Source organism: Bacillus seohaeanensis (genome assembly GCF_042684945.1).
Lineage (GTDB): Bacteria > Bacillota > Bacilli > Bacillales > Bacillaceae_B > Rossellomorea > Rossellomorea seohaeanensis.
On the sequence record NZ_JBHUMF010000008.1, the window covers coordinates 149068 to 172023 of the forward strand.

At 36.1% G+C, this 22956-nt stretch carries 18 protein-coding genes and 2 pseudogenes; 16 read left to right on the forward strand and 4 right to left on the reverse strand.

Going from position 1 to position 22956, the window contains the following annotated elements; all coding sequences use genetic code 11:
- Positions 1-286 precede the first annotated feature (286 nt).
- The 3 genes from ACFSUL_RS03720 (at position 287) to ACFSUL_RS03730 (ending at position 3274) form a co-directional block, all read left to right on the forward strand.
- Positions 287-1177 (forward strand): LysR family transcriptional regulator, encoded by an 891-nt coding sequence (locus ACFSUL_RS03720; protein WP_377932820.1) that lies wholly within the window; start codon positions 287-289, stop codon positions 1175-1177.
- 85 nt (positions 1178-1262) lie between these two features.
- On the forward strand, positions 1263-1973 hold the full coding sequence (dapD, locus tag ACFSUL_RS03725; protein WP_071412988.1) for a 2,3,4,5-tetrahydropyridine-2,6-dicarboxylate N-acetyltransferase: 711 nt from the start codon (positions 1263-1265) through the stop codon (positions 1971-1973).
- Positions 1974-2155: 182 nt separating this feature from the next.
- Complete coding sequence (locus ACFSUL_RS03730) at positions 2156-3274, forward strand: N-acetyldiaminopimelate deacetylase (RefSeq protein WP_377932823.1); 1119 nt, start codon at positions 2156-2158, stop codon at positions 3272-3274.
- A 94-nt stretch (positions 3275-3368) separates the two neighbouring features.
- Here the strand turns inward: ACFSUL_RS03730 and ACFSUL_RS03735 are convergent, their stop codons facing one another.
- Entirely contained in the window at positions 3369-4244 is an 876-nt protein-coding gene (locus ACFSUL_RS03735) for a mechanosensitive ion channel family protein (RefSeq protein ID WP_377932825.1), read from the reverse strand.
- Between the two features lie 310 nt (positions 4245-4554).
- Here ACFSUL_RS03735 and ACFSUL_RS03740 point away from each other — a divergent pair.
- The 5 genes and pseudogenes from ACFSUL_RS03740 to ACFSUL_RS03760 all read left to right on the forward strand — a co-directional run.
- Positions 4555-4875: pseudogene (locus ACFSUL_RS03740) on the forward strand (redoxin domain-containing protein); the annotation flags it as partial.
- 77 nt (positions 4876-4952) lie between these two features.
- A pseudogene (locus tag ACFSUL_RS03745) lies at positions 4953-5355 on the forward strand (TlpA disulfide reductase family protein); the annotation flags it as partial.
- A gap of 354 nt (positions 5356-5709) precedes the next feature.
- Positions 5710-7464 (forward strand): ABC transporter ATP-binding protein, encoded by a 1755-nt coding sequence (locus ACFSUL_RS03750; protein WP_377932827.1) that lies wholly within the window; start codon positions 5710-5712, stop codon positions 7462-7464.
- Positions 7465-7473: 9 nt separating this feature from the next.
- Complete coding sequence (locus ACFSUL_RS03755; RefSeq protein WP_377932829.1) at positions 7474-9294, forward strand: ABC transporter ATP-binding protein; 1821 nt, start codon at positions 7474-7476, stop codon at positions 9292-9294.
- Between the two features lie 225 nt (positions 9295-9519).
- Positions 9520-10179, forward strand: coding sequence for a potassium channel family protein (locus ACFSUL_RS03760; RefSeq protein ID WP_071412985.1), 660 nt, complete (start codon positions 9520-9522; stop codon positions 10177-10179).
- Positions 10180-10582: 403 nt separating this feature from the next.
- Here ACFSUL_RS03760 and rnjA read toward each other — a convergent pair whose 3' ends face one another.
- Positions 10583-12250 (reverse strand): ribonuclease J1, encoded by a 1668-nt coding sequence (rnjA, locus tag ACFSUL_RS03765; RefSeq protein WP_377932832.1) that lies wholly within the window; start codon positions 12248-12250, stop codon positions 10583-10585.
- Positions 12251-12255: 5 nt separating this feature from the next.
- A complete protein-coding gene (locus ACFSUL_RS03770; RefSeq protein WP_377932834.1) occupies positions 12256-12462 on the reverse strand; it encodes a DNA-dependent RNA polymerase subunit epsilon in 207 nt (68 codons plus the stop codon).
- Positions 12463-13314: 852 nt separating this feature from the next.
- Here ACFSUL_RS03770 and ACFSUL_RS03775 point away from each other — a divergent pair.
- Entirely contained in the window at positions 13315-14085 is a 771-nt protein-coding gene (locus ACFSUL_RS03775) for a Cof-type HAD-IIB family hydrolase (RefSeq protein WP_377932836.1), read from the forward strand.
- A gap of 104 nt (positions 14086-14189) precedes the next feature.
- On the opposite strand, the gene def is transcribed toward ACFSUL_RS03775, so the two are convergent.
- Positions 14190-14744, reverse strand: coding sequence for a peptide deformylase (gene def / locus ACFSUL_RS03780; protein WP_377932838.1), 555 nt, complete (start codon positions 14742-14744; stop codon positions 14190-14192).
- Positions 14745-15184: 440 nt separating this feature from the next.
- Between def and ACFSUL_RS03785 the strand changes: the two genes are divergently transcribed.
- The 7 genes from ACFSUL_RS03785 (at position 15185) to ACFSUL_RS03815 (ending at position 22680) form a co-directional block, all read left to right on the forward strand.
- Positions 15185-15838: a YkyA family protein gene (locus tag ACFSUL_RS03785; protein ID WP_377932840.1), complete on the forward strand. Its 654-nt coding sequence runs from the start codon at positions 15185-15187 to the stop codon at positions 15836-15838.
- Between the two features lie 548 nt (positions 15839-16386).
- Entirely contained in the window at positions 16387-17502 is a 1116-nt protein-coding gene (pdhA, locus tag ACFSUL_RS03790; RefSeq protein ID WP_377932842.1) for a pyruvate dehydrogenase (acetyl-transferring) E1 component subunit alpha, read from the forward strand.
- A gap of 3 nt (positions 17503-17505) precedes the next feature.
- Positions 17506-18483, forward strand: coding sequence for an alpha-ketoacid dehydrogenase subunit beta (locus ACFSUL_RS03795; RefSeq protein ID WP_377932844.1), 978 nt, complete (start codon positions 17506-17508; stop codon positions 18481-18483).
- A 207-nt stretch (positions 18484-18690) separates the two neighbouring features.
- Positions 18691-19989, forward strand: a complete 1299-nt coding sequence (locus tag ACFSUL_RS03800) for a dihydrolipoamide acetyltransferase family protein (RefSeq protein WP_377932846.1) — start codon at positions 18691-18693, stop codon at positions 19987-19989.
- A gap of 4 nt (positions 19990-19993) precedes the next feature.
- On the forward strand, positions 19994-21403 hold the full coding sequence (gene lpdA / locus ACFSUL_RS03805) for a dihydrolipoyl dehydrogenase (protein WP_377932848.1): 1410 nt from the start codon (positions 19994-19996) through the stop codon (positions 21401-21403).
- Between the two features lie 127 nt (positions 21404-21530).
- A complete protein-coding gene (locus ACFSUL_RS03810) occupies positions 21531-21779 on the forward strand; it encodes a hypothetical protein (protein ID WP_377932850.1) in 249 nt (82 codons plus the stop codon).
- Positions 21780-21843: 64 nt separating this feature from the next.
- The gene (locus ACFSUL_RS03815; protein ID WP_377932852.1) at positions 21844-22680 is read left to right on the forward strand and encodes a polysaccharide deacetylase family protein; all 837 of its coding nucleotides are present in this window, start codon (positions 21844-21846) and stop codon (positions 22678-22680) included.
- The last annotated feature ends 276 nt before the right edge of the window (positions 22681-22956 follow it).

Sequence of the window (22956 nt, forward strand, 5' to 3'; positions counted from 1 at the left end):
TCCCTCGTTTTTTCGTATAATATAGTTAGGCTCTTTTCTTATAGATTGTTGTTTTTACTTATACATTCTGCCCGTTGATTAAACTTAGTGTGTAGTTTAAAAGCAATAAACTTTACGAAAACAGCCTAAAGTTAAAATTTTAATCGGTGGGGGACTGCCTGTTAATGCAGTATGTATAAAACTATATTTACATACTAATGTTCTATTAAATATTTCATTTAATGGATCATGAAATGTTTAATAAGTTAAGATATAATATAAGAAAAACTTATGATTAGGTGATGATATGGCATTTTCTGAATATCAGTTGCTTTCCGTTTTAGCTCAAGAGATGAATATGAGAAAAGCAGCAGAAAGATTATTTGTGTCGCAGCCAGCACTTTCGCAGAGGTTGCAAAATATTGAAAAGGAGTGGGGAACAAAGCTGTTTTTACGTTCTCAAAAAGGTCTTTCGTTAACTCCAGCAGGAGAGCTTGTTGTAAAACTGGCAGATGAGATGTTGCAAAAAGAGGAAGGGATTAAAGAAAAGATTCAGGCACTTGAATTTGAGGTGCATGGGACATTAAAGCTAGCATGTGCTTCTATTGTAGGGCAGAACTGGCTTCCGAAAGTATTAAAAAAATTTGTTGAACGGTATCCGAGGGCGAAAATCTCGCTTGTAACTGGTTGGAGTAGCGAAATTTTGAAATCGATTTATGAAGATGAAGTACATATAGGAATAATCCGGGGTACTCCAGATTGGAAAGGACCCAAGCATCATCTATTTCATGACACATTATATTTAGTAGATAAAGAAATTAAAACAATTGAAGAGGTAATGAAAACGGATCGCCCGTTTATTCAGTTTAAAAGTGATTCTAACTATTATCAAGAGATTCAAGAATGGTGGCACCGGCAGTTTCATACATCGCCAAAGCGGACTTTTGTTGTAGATCAAATTGAAACATGCAAACAAATGACACTGAATGGAATTGGGTATGCTATTTTACCAGCCATTACATTAAATGGTGCTGAAAATGATATATATAAAATCCCATTGAAGGATGAACATGATACGTTAATCCAGCGGGACACATGGTTGTTAGGATATGAATCAGCATTCAAATTAAGACAAGTAGAAGCATTTGTAGAAGTGGTGGAGGAATACTTACAAACAGAAATTGATGAATATTCTTAAAATACTTGTCTTCTATTCTCTAATTTGATAAAGTGATTCAAGAGAATTATTCGAAAATCTTACATATATGTTGGAGGGGAAAATAATGAAAATGATGGATGCTAACGAAATTATTTCGTTTATTCAAAATAGTGAGAAGTCAACACCTGTAAAGGTTTATGTAAAAGGAAATTTAGAAGGAATCGATTTTGGAAGTTCTGCGAAAAGCTTTATTACTGGAAACACAGGAGTGATTTTTGGTGAATGGAGTGAAATTTCCTCTGTTTTGGAAAAACATAAGGAAGATATTGAAGACTACGTTTTAGAAAATGATCGTCGTAACTCTGCTATTCCATTACTAGATCTTAAGGGTGTGAAAGCTCGAATTGAACCAGGTGCTATTATTCGTGACCAAGTGGAAATTGGGGATAATGCTGTTATTATGATGGGTTCTACGATCAATATCGGATCTGTTATTGGTGAAGGTACGATGATTGATATGAATGTTGTATTAGGTGGACGTGCAACGGTTGGGAAAAACTGTCATATCGGTGCGGGTGCTGTCTTAGCGGGTGTCATCGAGCCACCTTCTGCTAAGCCTGTCGTTATTGAGGACGATGTGCTTATCGGAGCCAATGTTGTTGTTCTTGAGGGAGTAACAGTAGGAAAAGGAGCTGTTGTTGCCGCTGGAGCAGTTGTAGTGGAAGATGTTCCTCCGTATTCTGTTGTAGCTGGCACTCCTGCTAAAAAAATTAAAGATATTGACGAATCAACAAAATCTAAAATTGAAATCAAACAAGAGCTTCGTCAACTATAATATTAATTTTTTACAGAACCTTTCCCGAAAATATATTTTTAGGGTTATAGTTTAAAAGCCAGAAAAGGGTGACAGGTAAACCCCTTCTTAAACACAGCCGACTAAAAAAAGGTTATAACCTTTTTTTAGTCGGTCTTTTCGTATCACATAATAGCATTTATTAGATAAAGGAGTAACCAAAAATGTCAGTTCCAACATTTGTAGAAATAAGAAGACAACTACATAAAATTCCTGAGCTAGGGTTTAAGGAGTTCAAAACACAAAAGTTTTTATTGGATTATTTGTCAACACTTCCTCAGGAGAGAATTCAAATAAAACAATGGAAAACAGGTTTATTCGTAAAAATAAATGGTGTAAATCCATCCAGGCTAATTGGTTATCGGGCAGATATAGATGGGTTGCCAATTGACGAGGAGACAGGTCTTCCGTTTAAGTCTGAGCATGATGGGCAAATGCATGCCTGTGGCCATGATTTTCATATGAGTATTGCACTTGGAATTTTAACTCATTTTGTCCACAATGTGATAGAAGATGATTTATTATTCATTTTTCAACCTGCAGAAGAAGGTCCCGGTGGTGCGAGAGAAATGTTGGAAAGTGAAATAATGAAAAAGTGGAAGCCAGATTGTGTATTCGCTCTTCATATCGCTCCAGAATATGAGGTCGGTACAGTTGCTGTTAAACCAGGACTACTTTTTGCGAATACATCGGAATTGTTTATAGACTTTAATGGTAAGGGTGGGCACGCGGCATACCCTCATCATACGAAGGATATGATTGTTGCAGCATCTATGTTTGTTACGCAACTACAGTCAATCATTTCTAGAAATGTTGACCCACTCGACAGTGCAGTTGTAACAATTGGTAAAATGGAAAGTGGAACAGTTCAAAATATTATTGCCGAACGAGCACGTCTTGAAGGAACAATTAGAACATTGTCTGTAGAAAGCATGAGTCAAGTAAAAAAACGCATTGAGGCTCTTTTAGAAGGAATAAAAGTTGGATATGGTTGTGAGGCAGTAATAGATTACGGAAGTATGTACCACCAAGTCTTCAATGATAAGAAATGGACAGAAAACTTCCTATCCTTTATGGAAAATTGGGAACAAGGGCAAATAGTTATTTGTAATGAAGCAATGACAGGTGAAGACTTTGGCTACATGCTAGAAGAAATACCAGGATTCATGCTTTGGTTAGGGGTGGCGTCACCGTTCGGCCTGCACCATTCTAAATTAAATCCAGATGAAGAGGCGATTGACTTCGCTATTTCATTGTTTACAGATTATATAAAAACGATATAAGTATTTTAATTTAAGGTTGATTTAATAAAAACACCCGGAACCTTTTCATAATTGTACAAGTTATGTACGGAAAGGTCCGGGTGCTTATTTATTTCTACTGTTCTTTCTTTTCGATATACACTTGGTGAGGAAAAGGAATTTCAATATTATTTGCATCTAATGTTTCTTTTATTGCTTTACGAAGTTTCCGTTCTACTGCCCACTGCTCCATATTTTTTGTTTTTGCTAGTATTCTTAAGACAACGTCTGAGGCCCCTAGCGTTTGAACACCGAGTACATTTGGACCTTCTACAATGTTTGTATCTTCGGCAGCAATTTTGTCACAAGTGTTTTGAATAACAGCTATTGCGTTATCAATATTATCATCATAGGAAATACCAATATCAACGAGGGCTCTCATGTTTCCTCTTGAGTGATTACTCAAACTTGTTATTTCGCGGTTTGGAACAAAGTGTAAAGTTCCATCAAAACCGCGTATTTGCGTGGTTCGGAGTCCCACTGATTCGACAATTCCTGAAAAACTTCCCGTTGTCACATAATCACTGACATCTATTTGTCTCTCAAGAAGAAGGAAAAATCCTGTTACAACATCACTAACTAAGCCTTGTGCACCAAATCCAATTGCTAATCCAATTATCCCTGCACCAGCAAGTATTGCCGTTACGTCAATATTAATAATTTGCAGAACGGTAACGATTAGGATAAATAGTAACAAATAGCCGAGAATATTTTTGGATAAATGCTGTAATGTTTGAGCTCTTCCACTAGAAACATTTTCTCTTTGTTCGTAACGAGAAAATGCCCGTTCGATTACACGGTTTCCTATCCCTTTAACAATTAGGTAAACAATATAAATAAGGAGTATTTTAAGTGCTCCTAAACCTATTTTAATAAAGAAGTCACCCCATTCGAAGTTGCCCAGCTTGTCTCCAAGAGCGTTCATGGCAAGTATGTAATTCAAAAAAATCATCCTTTCTATTAGGTAGAACATTTTAATTTATATCAGAAAAACAATATTCCTGTCAAAATGAGCATACTGTTTTATTCCCTCTATAAGTAAAGCTAAACCAAAAATATAGAATAAATTCACAAAATAAGAAAAGGAACAAGCACGTGATATTTATTTTGTTGCTTGTTTTTAGGATGAAACTTATTCTCTTTTGGATAAATCAAAGAGGGAGTAGATCTATATAATTAATAATAGTTTTAAACTATATTTATTATAAATAGTTGTCGGCTAGAAATATGCATCCTATTATAAGTTCATTTTTCAGAAAAATGTGATTGGGAGCGTCCCTACTGATACAATGTATACATATTTAGCTTGGATTAATACAGATCGTAAAGACAACGGTCTTACCCATTGGCTGCTGATACAAACTATATGGTGGCTAGCAAATATGGTGTCCTAATTGAGGGCGAAGGTGTTGCACTTCGTGGGTTATTCATTATTAATCCTGAAGGTGAACTTCAATACCAAGTAGTAAACCATAACAAAATTGGTCGTAGTGTTGATAAAACATTGCGTGTGCTTCAAGCATTACAAATTGGTGGTCTTAGTTAGCATAGCTAACTGGAAACCAGGTCAAAAAACACTTTAATCTATAACATAAGAAAAACTAGCCTTTGGTTAGGTCCTTCCTCCCAGATAAATAGAAGGAATATCAAATGAAACCTAGAACTTCAAGGTGCAACTGAATGGCTTAATGGAGAAGTATCTAACTAAGGCTGAGCTAATTAGAGAAAAGCCTACACTTATCTATTTTTGGTCAATTAGTTGTCATTTATGTAAAGAAGCAATGCCATAAGTGAATGAATTCCACAATCAATACAGTGATAAGTTAAATGTTGTTGCTGTCCATATGCCTCATTCTGAAGATGATTTAAATATGGAAGATATTAAAAGAATTGCTGCTGAATACGATATTACACAACCAATTTTTGTTGACAGCGAGCATAAACTTACAGATGCATTTGAAAATCAATATGTCCCTGCATACTATGTTTTTGATAAAGACAGAAACCCTCGTCATTTTCAAGCCGGTGGTAGTGGAACGAAGATGCTAGAGAAACGTGAATAAGGGATTGCTTAATCTATCTAGATGGGAAAGGGGCAGTCAAAAGACTGGTCTTTTTTTACGGCTGCTTGATGGACAGGATTTATAAGCGAAAATAATAATCTATGAGAAAAGAATTTTTTTATTAATCTTTTTACGGTGATGGTGCAATACTCTAGATTAGAATTTCAATTCAAAAAATAATAAAAAATCAAAAAATAGTGGAAAAATATTTCGAAACTCGATATATTTAATAGTACGTTCATTTATCCTGCTACTAGAAGTTTTATTTTTTCATGGTTTACGAGGAATGGGAGGAATACGCACTAAACTGAGGTAGGGGGAAGTTCACTTTCACATCAAGAGGAGGGGTTTAATTTGGAAACATTTAAAAAGTTAAAATCTTTTTATTGGCCTTATAAAAGGTATTTTTTTACTTCCATGATTTTTTTGCTTTTTGTTACGGGTATTACTGTTATTTATCCAATGATTTTGCAACTTACAATTGATGAGGTTGTATTAAAAGGAAAATATAATTGGATTCCATACTTAGCTTTAGGATTTGTAGGGATAATGCTTATTAAAGGAATAACAACTTACATTCATCAGTACACAGGTGATTTATTCGGAATTACTTCTGTGTATCGATTGCGGAATGAGCTATATAAAAAACTGCAATACTTACCATTTCGCTATTACGACAATGCCAAAACAGGTGATTTAATGTCACGACTTACAGCGGATGTTGAGTCATTTCGATTCTTCTTATCCTTTGGCTTCTCTGAGCTATTAAGATTTTTCCTGCTCGTTTCCATTAGTTTTTGTGTAATGTTTTATTATTCGCCATCGTTAACTTTTGTAACTCTATCATCCTTGCCGTTTCTTGCTATCGCTGTCTATAAGTTTGATAAAGCAGTTCATCCAGCTTTCCGAGGAATAAGAAAGTCCTTTGGAAAATTAAATACGAATGTTCAAGAAAATATAAGTGGTATTAACACTGTAAAGTCATTGTCGAGAGAAAGTTTTCAAATTAATAAGTTTAACCATTCGAATGGAGATTACAAAGAAAAATATTTATACACTTCAAGTATTTGGTCGAAATACTTTCCGCTTATGGAGTTACTCGGGAATGTAAGTGTTGTGGCGCTTTTGGCTTATGGCGGTTACTTGGTCATGAATGGAAGTTTGCGGCCAGGAGAATTGGTCGCTTTTTATAGTTTAGTTTGGTATATTATTTGGCCAATTATGAATCTAGGATTTACAATTAATTTATTTTCTCAGTCAAAAGCATCTGGTGAAAGGCTACTTGAAATATTAGAGGCGGAAGAGGATATTCAGGAGATAGATCATCCAGTACATGTTGACCGGATGAAGGGGGATATCGAATTTAAAAACGTAACATTAAAATATACTGTAGATGATGAAGCGGCCTTAGAAAATGTCTCCTTTACTGCTCACCCTGGTAAAGTTATTGGTTTAATTGGTGCAACTGGCTCTGGTAAAACCAGTATTACGCAGTTAATTACACGTTTTTATGAGCCTGGTAAAGGAGAAATACTTATTGACGGAAGAGATGTAAAAGAATACTCTCTTAAATCATTAAGAAAAAATATAGGTTTTGTATTGCAGGAATCCTTCTTATTCTCTTCCACCATACAAGCAAATATCTCTTATGGTCGCCCAGAAGCGACGATGGATGAAATTATTGATGCTGCAAAACGAGCACAAGCGCATGAGTTTATTATGGAATTGCCAGATGGATATGATACAAGACTAGGAGAAAGAGGACTCGGGCTATCTGGAGGCCAAAAGCAAAGAATTGCTATTGCTCGTGCAATTTGTACAGATCCAAGCATTTTAATTTTGGATGATGCCACAAGTGCTGTGGATATGGAAACAGAATTCCGAATTCAAAAAGCATTTAAAGAGGTTATGTCTGATCGCACAACAGTTATTATTGCCCATCGTATTTCTTCTCTAAAACACGCAGATGAAATTCTCGTGTTAGAGAACGGGAAAATTGTTGAAAGAGGGGTACATGACTTCTTAATGCACAATAATGGACCTTACCAACGGATTTACGATATTCAGTATAAAGACCAAAAAAAAATATTACAGACACAAGAAGGGTAGGTGAGGGATTTGAAAAAGAAACAAGAACAATCAACTATTCAAAAAAGATTTCACTACTCTAGTGACCAAGTTATTGACAAATCGTTTAACTGGGAACAATTATGGAGACTACTAACTTATTTGAAGCCGTATTCGAAAAGCTTATTACCCTTATCTATCATTACAGTGATTATTAATACAGCTGTTAGGCTTGCAATCCCAATATTAATAGGTGTGTATACATTAGACAAGGCAATTAGACAAAAGGATGGAAATCTTTTATTTATCTTAGTAGGGGTTATAGCTGGGTTATATATTTTGAATTATATTGCCAATGTTTTGCGAATCAGATGGATGAATATGCTTGGTCAAGGAGTTATTTATGACCTAAGAAAGCATCTATTCAGTCATGTTCAAGGGCTGTCACATCGTTTTTTTGACCAGCGCTCTGGTGGGTCGATACTAGTAAGGATTATGAATGATATTAACTCATTGCAAGAATTGTTTACAAATGGGGTTATTAACCTGTTAATGGATATGATTCTGCTAATAGGGATTATCGTTATTCTATTTACATTAAGTCCAGAGTTAACGCTTGCTGTTATGGTAATTTTGCCAATTATGTTCTTTATTTCCACGAGTTTAAGAAAAAATATTCGTCGTTCTTGGCAAGTGGTTCGTCTAAAACAGGCAAAGCTCAATTCCCACCTGAATGAAAGCATTCAAGGTATTCGCATAACACAGGCATTCACGCAAGAAAAAGAGAATATGGAATACTTTGACGGAGTAAATACAGAAACTTTCGATAGCTGGCAGACTGCAACGAAGAAGAATGCCATGTTCCGTCCATTTGTAGAATTGACGAATGCAGTTGGAACAGCAGTATTAATCTGGTATGGAGTACACCTTATTCAGTCTGGTTCGCTTGAACTAGGGGAGTTTGTTTCGTTTGCATTTTATCTTGGAATGTTTTGGGAACCAATATCAAGGCTTGGGCAGGTATATAACCAGTTGCTTATTGGTATGGCTTCATCTGAACGTATATTTGAATTTCTTGATGAGCAACCAATTGTTAATGATAAAGATAATGCAAATGAACTAAAACAAATTAAAGGGCATATAAGTTTTGAAAATGTTGATTTTGCGTATGATGAAGAACGAAAGGCATTAAAAGGTATCAGCCTTGAAATGGGAGCGGGGCAGACCGTAGCATTAGTCGGTCATACTGGCTCAGGAAAAACAACAATAGCCAATCTTATTAGTCGTTTCTATGACCCGACAGCGGGGAAAGTGAAAATTGATGGTATTGATTTGCGAGATGTAACGGTAGCGAGCTTAAGAAATCAAATAAGTATTGTTTTACAAGATACATTTATTTTCTCCGGTACAATTAAAGAAAATATACGCTTTGGTCGACCGGATGCATCGGATGAAGAAGTAATAGAAGCAGCAAAAGCGATTGGAGCTGATGAATTTATTCAAAAGCTTCCGAAAGGGTATGACACAGAAGTAGAAGAACGTGGAAATATTCTTTCCGTAGGAGAGAGACAGCTACTATCTTTTGCCCGAGCACTTTTAGCCGATCCGAGAATAATAATTTTAGATGAAGCCACTGCTTCTATCGACACAGAAACAGAAGTGAAAATACAATCCGCGCTAAAACGACTTTTGAGTGGACGGACCGCTATTATTATCGCACATCGTCTATCTACTATTCGTGAATCGGATAATATCTTTGTACTAGATCATGGGGAAATAATTGAAAAAGGCAACCATGATAGTTTAATGGATCAGCAAGGAGAATACTATGAACTAGTAAAAGCACAATTTAGGATGTTAGAGGCAATATAATCTTAATAAAAAACTGTAGTTCCCAATCAAACTAAGGAGCTGCAGTTTTTTTGTGCTAAAATAAATTTATATAGTTGAAAAGTGGAAATAGCTTGTTCAGCCTCAGGTATAGCATAAGACTAACATTCTAGAAAGGCGGTATTTACCTTTTGGGGTAATGGCTTATGACCTCCGAGGGGCTAGCCACTGTAATAAGACAATACGCTATTGTTTGGGGGAGTTCTGATGAAAAAGGAATTTGTTGTTATTGGATTAGGTAGGTTTGGGGGAAGTATTGTTCGTTCTTTAGCTGAACAGGATATGGAAGTAATGGCGATTGATAAAGATGAAGACAAGGTGAACGAGTTTTCAACGATTGCTACTCATGCAGTTGTGGCGGATACAACAGATGAATCTGTTTTAAAAAGTTTAGGAATCAGAAATTTTGATCATGTTATTGTTGCGATTGGGGACGATATCCAATCAAGTATATTAACAACACTTATGTTAAAAGAAGTAGGAGCACCAAATATTACAGTAAAAGCTCAAAATGATTACCATGAAAAAGTTCTCATTAAAATCGGTGCAAATCAAGTAGTACACCCTGAGAGAGACATGGGAAGGCGTATTGCGAATAATATTATTTCAAACAATGTACTTGACTACTTAGAACTTTCAGATGAACATTCAATTGTAGAACTAGTCGCAAATGGTCATCTTGATGGAAATACACTGATTGATTTAGATATCCGTGCTAAATACGGTATTAATATTGTTGCGATAAAGAGAGGACAAGAAATATTTGTTTCTCCGCAAGCGGATGAAGAGATTAAAGAAGGAGATATTCTTATCGTCATTGGAGCTGATACAGATATAAATCGCTTTGAAAAAAAGGCATTATTATAATATTTTGACCTGTCTGGGTTAGGTCTTTTTTATTAATGCAGTGGAGGTTAAGAGTTACTCTTGAGAAAGTGAATAAAGAATTTCTTTTAATGAGGCTTGTTTTCGCATCATTTGTTGCTATATTTTGCTTTCCGTGGGCGAACCGAGATCCTCCTCACAATGCTCACTATTCCCGCAGGAGCTTTGTGTAAACCAACTGCTGATGAAGCCGGAGCCTTCACTCATATAAATCTCTTTGTTGTTTTCACTTATAAAGTCCGCTCGTTGATTAAACTTGGTGTGTAGTTCAAAAACAACAAACTTTACGAAAACAGCCTTTAGAAAACAACTTAAACAAATAAAACCCTAATCCTTCCCAATACATCCAAGATGTATTGGGAAGGCAGGGTTTTATTTGTTTTTATTATACCTCCATTATGATTGGTAAAATCATTGGACGGCGTTTTGTTTTTTCATATAAGAAAGGTGCAAGTGTATCTGTTATTTCATTTTTAATTTCAGACCATTGAGATGTTCTTCTTTCTAATACTTTAGCAAGATGCTTAGAAATAATATTTTGTGCTTCATTAATAAGATCTCCAGATTCTCTCATATATACGAATCCTCTAGAAATAAGATCTGGTCCAGAAGCAATTTTGAATTCTTTCATATCAATGCTCACCACAACAACTACTAGTCCTTCTTCTGACAAGATTCTTCTGTCGCGTAATACGATATTGCCAATATCACCGATACCGCTTCCATCAATATAGACGTTCCCAGAAGGAATTTTGCCCGCGACTTGAGCTGCATCATTACTTAATGCCAATACTTCACCATTGTCCATAATAAAGTTATTATTTGGATCAACACCACAGTCTACAGCTAGCTGTGCATGCATTTTTTGCATTCTGAATTCACCATGTATCGGCATAAAGAATTTAGGCTGCATTAATCGAAGCATTAATTTTTGCTCTTGCTGTCCACCGTGCCCAGAAGTATGAATATCATTTAATGGACCATGAATGACTTCAGCACCTGCACGAGAAAGCATGTTAATTGTTCTGTTAACACTTACTGTATTCCCCGGAATTGGTGAAGAAGAAAATACGACAGTATCGCCAGGTTGAATTTGAATTTGACGATGTGTTCCGTTGGCAATTCTTGATAAAGCTGCCATTGGCTCACCTTGTGAACCGGTACATAGAATAACTACTTCATTTGCAGGAAGTCTGTTAATTTGCCCATGTTCGATGAACGTATCCTTTGGTGCATTGATATATCCTAATTCTTGACCAATCGTAATAGCGGCTTCCATGCTGCGTCCGAAGACAGCAACTTTGCGGTTATGATATACTGCTGATTCAACTACCTGTTGCAGGCGATGTATGTTCGATGCGAAAGTGGCAAAGATGACACGGCCTTCTACTTTTCTGAAAATGTCATTAATACTTTCACCAACTTTACGTTCAGATAATGTAAAGTTAGGTACTTCTGCATTTGTACTGTCAGAAAGGAGACAAAGCACTCCTTCTTTACCAATTTCAGCCATTTTTGTAAGGTTCGCAGGTTCTCCAACAGGTGTAAAGTCAAATTTAAAGTCACCAGTATGTACAACATTTCCTGGTGGTGTTTTAACCACTATACCGTAGGAATCGGGAATACTATGTGTAGTCCTGAAGAAGGTGACAGACGTTTTACGGAATTTGATAATATCATCTTCACCAATAATATTTAGTTTTGCGCTACGTAATAGCCCATGTTCTTCTAATTTGTTTTTGATTAGTCCCATCGCTAATTTACCAGCATAGATAGGAATATTTACTTCACGAAGCAAATATGGAATCCCGCCAATATGGTCCTCGTGACCATGTGTAACGAATAGACCTTTAATTTTATCAACATTTTTTGCTAGATAGGTGTAGTCTGGAATTACATAATCAATTCCTAATAGCTCATCTTCAGGAAATTTAATCCCTGCATCGATTAGGATGATTTCGTCTTGAAATTGTACGCCGTATGTGTTTTTACCAATTTCGCCTAAACCACCTAGAGCAAAGACAGCGGTTTGGTCATTTTTTACAAATTTCATAATAATTAATTCACCAACTCAAAGGAGGAATTATTTTTTTCGTAATCTAAAAATGATCCCTCTAGTTTTTGGATGAATTCAATGTTGTAAAATTGGTCTTTTAGTTTTAGGCGTACTTCTCTTTCTGAATCTGCTTCCATGTAAAGTGATTTGGTGCACTCACGTACAGGCACCTCGGCTTTACTTTCTTGATAAAATACTTTGAAAATCATGTTTTCTCTCTCCTTATCCGTTTTCAAAAAATCTAACTTCTTTATATAGAAAAAGTTATCAACAAATATAAATGCTCCATGCAAAGTTAAAATGACCTAAAGAAAGGCTGAGACTGTCTAGTAGAGTGGAAGTGCATACTTTTAAATTATAAAAGCTTATAGGCATTCCGAAATATGTTTCATCAGACAAACTCTTAGATAATGGAGCTTAGAAATAAACTATTTGTTTAAAATAGCTATCCACTTGTACTAATTCATACTTTTAAAAAATAAAAAGCTATATATGCTAAAGATTATATCTAATTCACTCTCTTAAAGAAAGTTTTCTATTATTTTTCATTGTTTATAGTTCCTATAGGTCAATTAAGAATAGGGCTAGTCCTATATATAGGAAAGTTCACTAATAGGACTAGCCCTAATAATTGTAAAAAGAAAAATATAACAATATAACCGGAGCAAAATCATAAGAGGTCAATTAGAATAAATATCTTAAGCAATAGTCTTTTTTCTCAATATATCTTTCCATTGTTTTAAAAGCTTTTTCCTGAGCTTTTTTAACATGGACTTTCACTCCTTATCTTTAGTTTACCGAGATTTGGTTATGAAGTAAAGGTGTAACATTTTAATCGTCCCTTTTGTCTTACTTATAGTGTACGGATTTCCTCGAAATATTTACATGGTGAAGTATGGAAATTAAAGGCTTCATCGATTGACAATTTTAGTGATAAGGTATACCGTAAGTTCGGAATTAACTATCTTCATAAAATAAAAAAGTGGAAGTGGCTTGGAAAGGTAACAAGCTTTTCGAGAACGAACCTTAGGCAACTGAAACTAGAAAAAAGGAGTTTTTCTGTGAAAAAAATTGTATTTTTTGATATAGATGGAACGTTATTGGATCATGACAAAAATTTACCAGACTCTACTAGAAAAGCCGTTCGCGAACTACAGGAAAACGGTACCTATGTCGCAATTGCAACAGGAAGAGCACCGTTCATGTATGAAAGTCTTCGTAAGGAGTTGGGGATTGAATCATTTGTTTCATTTAACGGTCAGTACGTGGTGTTTGAGAATGAAGTAATTTATACAAATCCTTTAAATAGAGAAACGTTAAAAGAATTGTTAGAGGATACGAAAAAAAGGGAACATCCCGTAGTTCATCTCAACCATATGACAGCGAAAGCAAACAATAAACATCACACGTACATTGAAGAAAGTATGGCGAGTTTGAAATTCCCTCATCCAGAATACGATCCAGAATTTTACATGGATAAAGAAATATATCAATCATTACTATTTTGCCAACAGGAGGATGAGCCTTTTTATCGGAAAAAGTATGACAACTTTACATTTATTCGTTGGCATCAGTATTCGATGGATGTCCTGCCAAAAGGTGGTTCTAAAGCAGAAGGAATTAAGAAAATGATTGAGAAACTAGGGTTTGACTTGGAAGATGTATACGCTTTTGGTGACGGATTAAATGATATTGAAATGATTCAATCTGTCGGTAATGGAATTGCTATGGGAAATGCCGTTCAGGAAGTAAAGAATCATGCAAATTACATAACAAAACATGTCGATGATGATGGAATATTGCATGGCCTGAAACATTTTGAGCTTATTTAAGCATTCTATAAAAAGCGAAGGGGCGTTCTTTTTTGAACGCCCCTTCGCTTTTTATTTTACATTAGTGGTAGCAAACTACTACTAAATTTTTAAAGAAATTCCCTTTATCTTTCGATTGGAAGAGCATCAGGAATAGGAGACAAAGGGTTTTTTTCATCAATATGATCATAGAACATAATACCATTTAGGTGATCAATCTCGTGTTGAAAGACAATGGCAGGAAGTCCTTTGAGACGAATCTTAACTTCATTTCCTTCCACGTCCCATCCTTTAACCGTTACTCTTGCATAGCGAGGGACATAACCTGGAACGGCACGATCAACTGAAAGGCAGCCTTCTCCTGATGTCAAATATGCTTTTTCAACAGAGTGGCTTATTATTTTAGGATTAAAAAGAGCATAGCTGTATAAAGTTCCCTTGTTGTCTGTAACATGTACAGCGAGCATTCGTTTTGAGACGTTTATTTGCGGAGCAGCAAGTCCGACCCCCGACCTTAATCCATACTTAGCAGAAATTTCGGGATCTTGGCTGTTTTTCACATACTCAAGTAGTTTTATTAGTATTTCTTGATCTTCCTTTGATGGTGGGAGGGCAACGTCGTCTGCAACCTTGCGCAGGCTAGGATGTCCCTCTCTTACTATATCTTGCATTGTAATCAAGAACTGTTCCTCCTGTTCGATACATTGTTTTTGTTTATATTGGTAGCTCTGTTAATACAGCAAAACCTTGCCGTCCTATGGACGATAGATAACCACTGAAACTAACAAAATTACACATAAGTGATAATAATTATGAATTTAGTCTATCAAAAACTATAAAAAAAGTTAACTTACAAGTTGTTTGGAAATAGATGTTTGTATATCAATGACTCATATTTTGAAATTGTGTGTATCTAGCTCTAGCTGCTAGTGGCAAGATATTATTTCTTGAAAATAGGAGGTCAACTAGAAATTCTATAACATATTACTTGTCTAAATGAATATCTTTTAGTAAGGGAAAACTTCAATCGACAAATTATTCTATGGTTTGAAAACCCTATTGTCAAAAGTGAATTGGACCGATATAGTAGTAAATGTCATATAGTTAGGGGGATAACGCAGTGTCGAAAATTCGCAATATATTTCTTCTATTATTAGCAATGTTTGTTCTTTCCGGGTGCGTGGGTGGCTCTACTCCGGAAGAAAAAATATACAATGTTTTAGAAGAAACTGTAAAAAAAGAAGAGCAATTTGAAGAGGTTCAAAAACCATTGAAGGAATTAGAGGAAAAAGAGCAAAAATTGTTTAAAGAAATTATGAGCCTTGGAATGAAAGAAATAGATAAAATTGTTAAACTTTCTGACGAAGCGTTAGCAAATGTGAAGGAAAGAAAACAAAACATTGAAAAAGAACAAGAAGCAATGGATGGTGCAGAAGAAGAGTTTAATAAAGCGGAAGACTATGTAAAGAAGCTAGAAGATAAGAAACTCAAAAAAGAAGCACAAACTCTTATTGAAAAGATGAGTTCTCGTTATAAAACGCACGAAAAACTTACAAGTGCATATTTAGAAGCACTTGCTTTAGATAAAGAATTATATGAAATGTTGAAAAAAGAAGACCTGAAAATGGAGAGTTTAGATAAGAAAATTTCAGCCATTAATAAAAAGTACAAAGAAGTAATTTCGGTAAATGAAAAATATAACTCCCAAACAGAAGAGTTTAATAAATTAAAAAAACAATTTTATAAAAATGCCAAAATAGAAATTGAAGAGTGATTAGAAAAAAGCTAATCTTACAATACCCTTGTAAGATTAGCTTTTTTCTTTGTTACCTCTAAAGGTATTTCCTCTATTCAATTCGCTGCCACCTTAGTCATATTATTCAGAAAAAAACTTGAATCCCATTTAGTGTGAAGGGAATTTTTAACAACATATTAAAGTAATCTATAACAGATGAAAATTCACACTTTTTTTGTATAACAGATATGATGTAGGAATTAGTACAGTTTGACGAATGAATATTTAGAGGGAATCATGACTTTTTAAAAATAACGAGTAAATATAACACTTTGTGATTGACGAAAAGAATTTTGTTGTTGTATTATTAGTACCGTGATAACAGATTTGTATTAGTCAATCAATGAAAAATACTGATACAGTTTTGTTTAATATAAAAACAAGGTTTTCAATTTTTACTTTTGTGGAAAACTAGAACTAATAAATGTCCATGATTATTGTTGTAGACCTTACTATTTTTGGGCAACATAAACTTTGTGTGTATTAGACCAAAAATAAATTGCAAAAAGAAAGGATAGGTGACTTCGATGGCTTCTAAAACAAAGAAGACACAATTCGATGCAAAGAAAACGCTCGAACATATTGAAGAACAGTTTGAAATGTTTCAAATTTTGAACGAAGAAGGCGAAGTAGTAAACGAAGACGCAATGCCTGATCTGTCTGATGAACAGTTACAAGAATTAATGCGCCGCATGGTATATACTCGTATTCTTGATCAAAGATCAATTTCACTTAATAGACAAGGGCGTTTAGGGTTCTACGCTCCAACGGCTGGTCAAGAAGCCTCTCAAATTGCTTCTCATTTTGCACTTGAAAAAGAAGACTGGGTGCTTCCTGGATACCGTGATGTACCACAAATCGTTTGGCATGGCTTACCATTATGGCAAGCGTTCTTGTTCTCTCGTGGACATTATGTAGGAAACCAAGCTCCAGAAGGTGTTAATGTAATGTCTCCGCAAATCATCATTGGTGCACAGTACATTCAAACGGCTGGTGTGGCACTTGGACTTAAAAAGCGCGGTAAACAAGCAGTTGCTATTACATATACTGGTGACGGTGGATCTTCACAAGGTGATTTCTATGAAGGAATCAACTTTGCAAGTGCTTATTCTGCTCCAGCAATTTTTGTTGTGCAAAATAACCAATTTGCTATTTCTACACCACGTGATAAGCAAACAGCCGCAAAAACAATTGCTCAAAAAGCAGTTGCTGTAGGTATCCCTGGAATTCTTGTAGATGGTATGGATCCACTTGCAGTATATTCTGCAACACTTTCAGCTCGTGAGCGTGCTGTTAATGGTGAAGGTCCATCATTAATTGAAACAATGTGCTATCGTTATGGTCCACATACAATGGCTGGTGACGATCCAACACGTTATCGTGCATCTGAAATGGATAGCGAGTGGGAAAAGAAAGATCCATTAGTACGTTTCCGTAAATTCTTAGAAGGTAAAGGTTTATGGAGCGAAGAGAAAGAAAACGAAGTAATCGATGAAGCAAAAGAAGATATTAAACAAGCGATTAAAAAAGCAGATGGAACTCCAAAACAAAAAGTTACTGATTTAATTGGAAACATGTATGAAGAGCTTCCATATAACCTAAAAGAACAATTAGAAATTTATAAAGAGAAGGAGTCGAAGTAAGCCATGGCGCAAATGACGATGATTCAAGCGATCACTGATGCACTGCGCACAGAACTACGTAACAACGAAGACGTATTAGTTTTTGGTGAAGACGTAGGTCTAAACGGTGGTGTATTCCGTGCAACGGAAGGACTTCAAAAAGAATTCGGAGAGGACCGCGTATTTGATACACCACTTGCTGAATCAGGTATTGGTGGTCTTGGAATCGGACTAGCTCTTCAAGGGTATCGTCCAGTTCCTGAAATCCAATTTTTTGGATTTGTTTATGAAGTAATGGATGCAATAAGCGGTCAAATGGCACGTATGCGTTACCGTTCTGGTGGTCGTTATAATGCCCCAATTACAGTTCGCTCTCCATTTGGAGGCGGAGTGCATACTCCTGAGCTACATGCAGATAGCTTAGAAGGGTTAATGGCACAACAACCAGGATTAAAAGTAGTTATTCCTTCTACACCATATGATGCAAAAGGACTTTTAATCTCTGCAATCCGTGATAACGACCCTGTTATCTACTTAGAGCATATGAAACTTTACCGTTCATTCCGTGGAGAGGTTCCGGAAGAAGAGTATACAATTGAAATCGGTAAAGCAGATGTGAAACGCGAAGGTACTGACCTTTCCATCATCACTTATGGTGCGATGGTACATGAGTCTCTTAAAGCGGCGGAGGAACTTGAAAAAGAAGGCTACTCTGTAGAAGTAGTAGACTTACGTACGGTAAGTCCTCTTGATATTGATACAATCATGGCATCTGTTGAGAAAACAAATCGTGCAATTGTTGTTCAAGAAGCTCAGAAACAAGCGGGTGTAGCTGCGAATGTTGTAGCTGAAATTAATGACCGTGCAATCCTTAGCTTAGAAGCACCTGTACTTCGTGTAACAGCACCTGATACAGTTTATTCTTTCTCGCAAGCAGAACCAGTATGGCTTCCAAACCATAAAGACGTTCTTGAAACAGCGAAGAAAGTTTTAGAATTTTAATTTAGGAAGAGCAGAAGGGATATCCCTTCTCTTTTCCATTGAATAAATGGAAACTCCTACTAACTGTTAGGGGAAAGACCTGAAAAGTATATTTGCAGCTGTCACTTATAAGGATTATACGATGGTTATTTTCCGGTTAGTGTGGAGAAGAAGTGAAACGATTGACTTTATAACAACATATTTTTTAACATACAGGAGGGCGAATTCATGTCATTCGAATTCAGATTACCAGACATTGGTGAAGGTATTCATGAAGGTGAAATCGTTAAGTGGTTTGTAAAACCAGGCGATAAAGTTGCAGAAGACGATGTTCTTTGTGAAGTACAAAATGATAAAGCTGTAGTCGAAATTCCATCTCCAGTAGAAGGAACAGTAGAAGAATTGCTAGTAGATGAAGGTACAGTAGCTGTAGTTGGTGATGTATTAATTAAATTTGATGCACCAGGTTATGAAGATCTTCAATTCAAAGGTGAAGAAGAGGACGGACAAAAGGCAGAAAAAGCTGAGGAAAAAGCAGCTGAAAAACCTGCAACTGAAACAACAGACAAACAAGCTGATAACGATGCAGAAGTAGATCCGAACAAACGTGTTATTGCAATGCCGTCTGTACGAAAATTTGCACGTGAACAAGGTGTCGATATTCGTAAAGTATCAGGTAGCGGTAAAAATGGTCGCGTCGTAAAAGAGGATATCGAAGCATTCTTAAATGGAGGTAATAAAGCTGCTGCTGTTGAAACAACAGAATCTGCATCTGCAGGCACAGAAGCTAAAGCTGCTTCAGCTCCAAAACTTCCAGAAGGTGAATATCCTGAAACTCGTGAACCAATGAGTGGAATTCGCAAAGCTATTGCAAAAGCAATGGTTAACTCTAAACATACTGCACCACATGTTACATTAATGGATGAAATCGATGTTACAAAACTTTGGGATCATCGTAAAAAGTTCAAAGAGGTTGCAGCGGAAAAAGGTGTGAAATTAACTTTCTTACCTTACATCGTTAAAGCATTAACAAGTGCTCTACGTGAATATCCAGCTCTAAATACTTCTTTAGATGATGCTACAAATGAAATTGTTCATAAGCATTATTTCAATATCGGTATTGCTGCAGACACAGACAAAGGTCTTCTTGTTCCAGTAGTAAAAAATGCTGATCGCAAGTCTATGTTCTCTATTTCAGATGAAATCAATGTATTAGCTGGAAAAGCACGTGACGGCAAACTATCTGGTGATGAAATGAAGGGTGCTTCTTGCACAATCACAAATATTGGTTCTGCAGGTGGACAATGGTTTACGCCAGTAATTAACCATCCAGAAGTAGCTATTCTTGGTGTTGGACGCATTGCTCAAAAACCAGTAGTCAAAAATGGTGAAATTGTAGCAGCACCTGTGTTAGCATTATCATTGAGCTTTGATCATCGCATGATTGACGGAGCTACTGCTCAACATGCTCTTAACCATATTAAGCGTTTGTTGAACGATCCAGAACTTTTATTAATGGAGGCGTAATGCAATGGTAGTAGGAGATTTTCCAATTGAAACAGATACTATAGTAATCGGTGCTGGTCCTGGAGGATATGTTGCAGCAATTCGTGCAGCACAACTCGGACAAAAAGTAACAATTGTAGAAAAAGAAAATCTTGGTGGAGTTTGCTTAAATGTAGGTTGTATTCCATCAAAAGCCCTTATCACAGCAGGACATCGTTTTCATCAAGCGCAGCATTCCGATGATATGGGAATTGTTGCTGAAAATGTAAAAGTGAACTTTGATAAAGTCCAAGAATGGAAATCCGGAGTAGTTAGTAAATTAACTGGCGGTGTTGAAGGACTTCTTAAAGGAAACAAAGTGAATATTGTACGTGGTGAAGCATACTTAGTCGATGGAAACACTTTACGTGTTATGGATGAAAATTCTGCACAAACGTATAAATTCAAAAACGCTATTTTAGCTACAGGTTCTCGCCCAATTGAGATCCCAAGCTTTAAATTCTCTGAGCGTGTTCTAGATTCTACTGGAGCATTAGCGCTTAAAGAAGTTCCAGGCAAGCTTGTTGTTATTGGTGGAGGATATATCGGTACGGAACTTGGTACAGCATACGCTAACTTAGGTTCTGAAGTTACCATTTTAGAAGGTGCAGACGATATCCTTAGCGGTTTTGAAAAACAAATGACAACAATCGTGAAAAAAGGCCTTAAGAAAAAAGGCGTTGAAGTTGTTACAAAAGCAATGGCTCAAGGTGTTGAAGAAACAGCTAATGGTGTTACTGTAAAATATGAAGTAAAAGGTGAAGAGAAAACAGTTGAAGCAGATTACGTGCTTGTAACAGTTGGTCGCCGTCCTAATACGGATGAAATCGGTCTTGAAGAAGCGGGTATTGAACTATCTGAACGTGGTCTTATCAAGATTGATAAACAATGTCGTACAAATGTACCTAGCATTTATGCTATTGGTGACATCGTAGAAGGACCACCACTAGCACATAAAGCTTCATATGAAGGTAAAATTGCTGCAGAGGCAATCTCTGGTGAAGCAGCAGAAATCGATTACCTTGGAATTCCTGCTGTGTGCTTCACAGATCCTGAATTAGCCACTGTTGGTTATTCAGAAACAGAAGCGAAAGAAGAGGGCATCGAAGTTGTTGCAGCTAAATTCCCATTTGCTGCGAATGGACGTGCTTTAGCTCTTAATAGCACAGACGGTTTCTTGAAGCTTGTTACTCGTAAAGAAGATGGACTAGTAATTGGTGCTCAAATTGCTGGATCTGGTGCATCTGATATGATTGCAGAACTCGGTCTTGCAATCGAATCTGGTATGACAGCAGAAGATATTGCGATGACAATCCATGCTCATCCAACTCTTGGTGAGATTTCTATGGAAGCAGCAGAAGTTGCTATCGGTAGTCCAATTCATATTGTAAAATAAGTTAATACGTAAAAAAGGTGATCAGCTAGCTGATCACCTTTTTTTGCGTTCATAAAATTCATTTTTAATGAAGCAGGGAAGCCATGAATATACTGTTCTATATCTTACTTTTAAAGGATGATTTTAAGTGAAATTATATATCGCCTTTTTACTTCAAATGATTTTATGGAGTATCTTTTATCTTGCCGAGTGGTATTCTCACAAAGATGGAGTTCAGTATAAGTACATTATGTTCTTAGTGATCTTTTATTTGGCATTTATATTAACAAAGAAAATAGTGGAGTCTAAAAAACTTACATTATTTATTACATCCTTTAGTTTATCTTGCTTTTTTATTATGAAAGTATTGGTTGAAAATATAGTGAAATTTATATAATTTCTTCCATATAAATTCAATAATATGATAATATAACCAAAGTATAAGTAGAAAGGTGAGTTAAATGAATAAGACTATTGCAGCAGGATTGCTGCTACTACTAGTAACAGCATGCGGGAATGAAGAGGCTGTTAAGCAGAATGAAGAGAAGGAAACACCGAAACAAGAAATCGTTGATTCAGACGAGAGAGATAACGCGGAAGAGAATGAACAAGAGAATGATGACAAAAAGGCAGAAGAGGAAGAAGTTACAGTACCACAAGAACCTTTATACGAGATTAATGAGGGGGATTATAGTATTCAACCAATTGATACTGCAAATGAAAAAGTAGCACTAGTGACGATTGACGACGCTCCGGATCAACATGCACTAGAGATGGCTAAAGTATTAAAGGAACTTAACGCACCCGCGGTTTTCTTTGTGAATGGTCATTTCCTTGATACACAAGAGGAAAAAAATACATTAAAGAAAATTTATGATATGGGTTTTGAAATTGGTAATCATACATACTCCCATGTAAAGCTTACCGATAGTTCAATAGAAGAACAACAAAAGGAAATTGTTTCTTTGAATGATCTTGTTGAATCGATTACCGGAGAGAGACCTAAATTTTTCAGGGCACCTTTTGGAATTAATACTGACTACAGTAGACAGGTAGCACAGCAGGAAAAAATGGCTTTAATGAATTGGACGTATGGATATGATTGGGAACCCAAGTATCAAACGAAAGAAGCGATTGCAGATATTATGGTTAACTCCCCATATTTAAATAATGGAGCGAATCTATTAATGCATGATCGAGCATGGACGAGTGAAGCCCTTGGTGACATTGTAAAAGGCTTAAGAGATAAAGGGTATGAGCTAGTAGACCCTGACACAATTAAAACTCCTGCATCATAAAAAAACAATCGGCGGATTTGCCGATTGTTTTTTTATCTTGGGTTCTTTTCTCAAAGATTGTTGTTTTTACTTATACATTCTGCCCATTGATTTTCGCTACGGACACTTGACTCTTCAGGGAGGAATGAGTGACTCCGGGAAAAGCGGAAGCGGCTTGCCCAGTTCGCTGGAGCTAGACATCGGCTGTCTCTCCCATCCCTCTCTTCCCGCAAGAGTCGAGTGTCCTCCGCTCCAATTAACTCAGTGGCTAAACTTAGTTTGTAGTTTAAAAGTAAC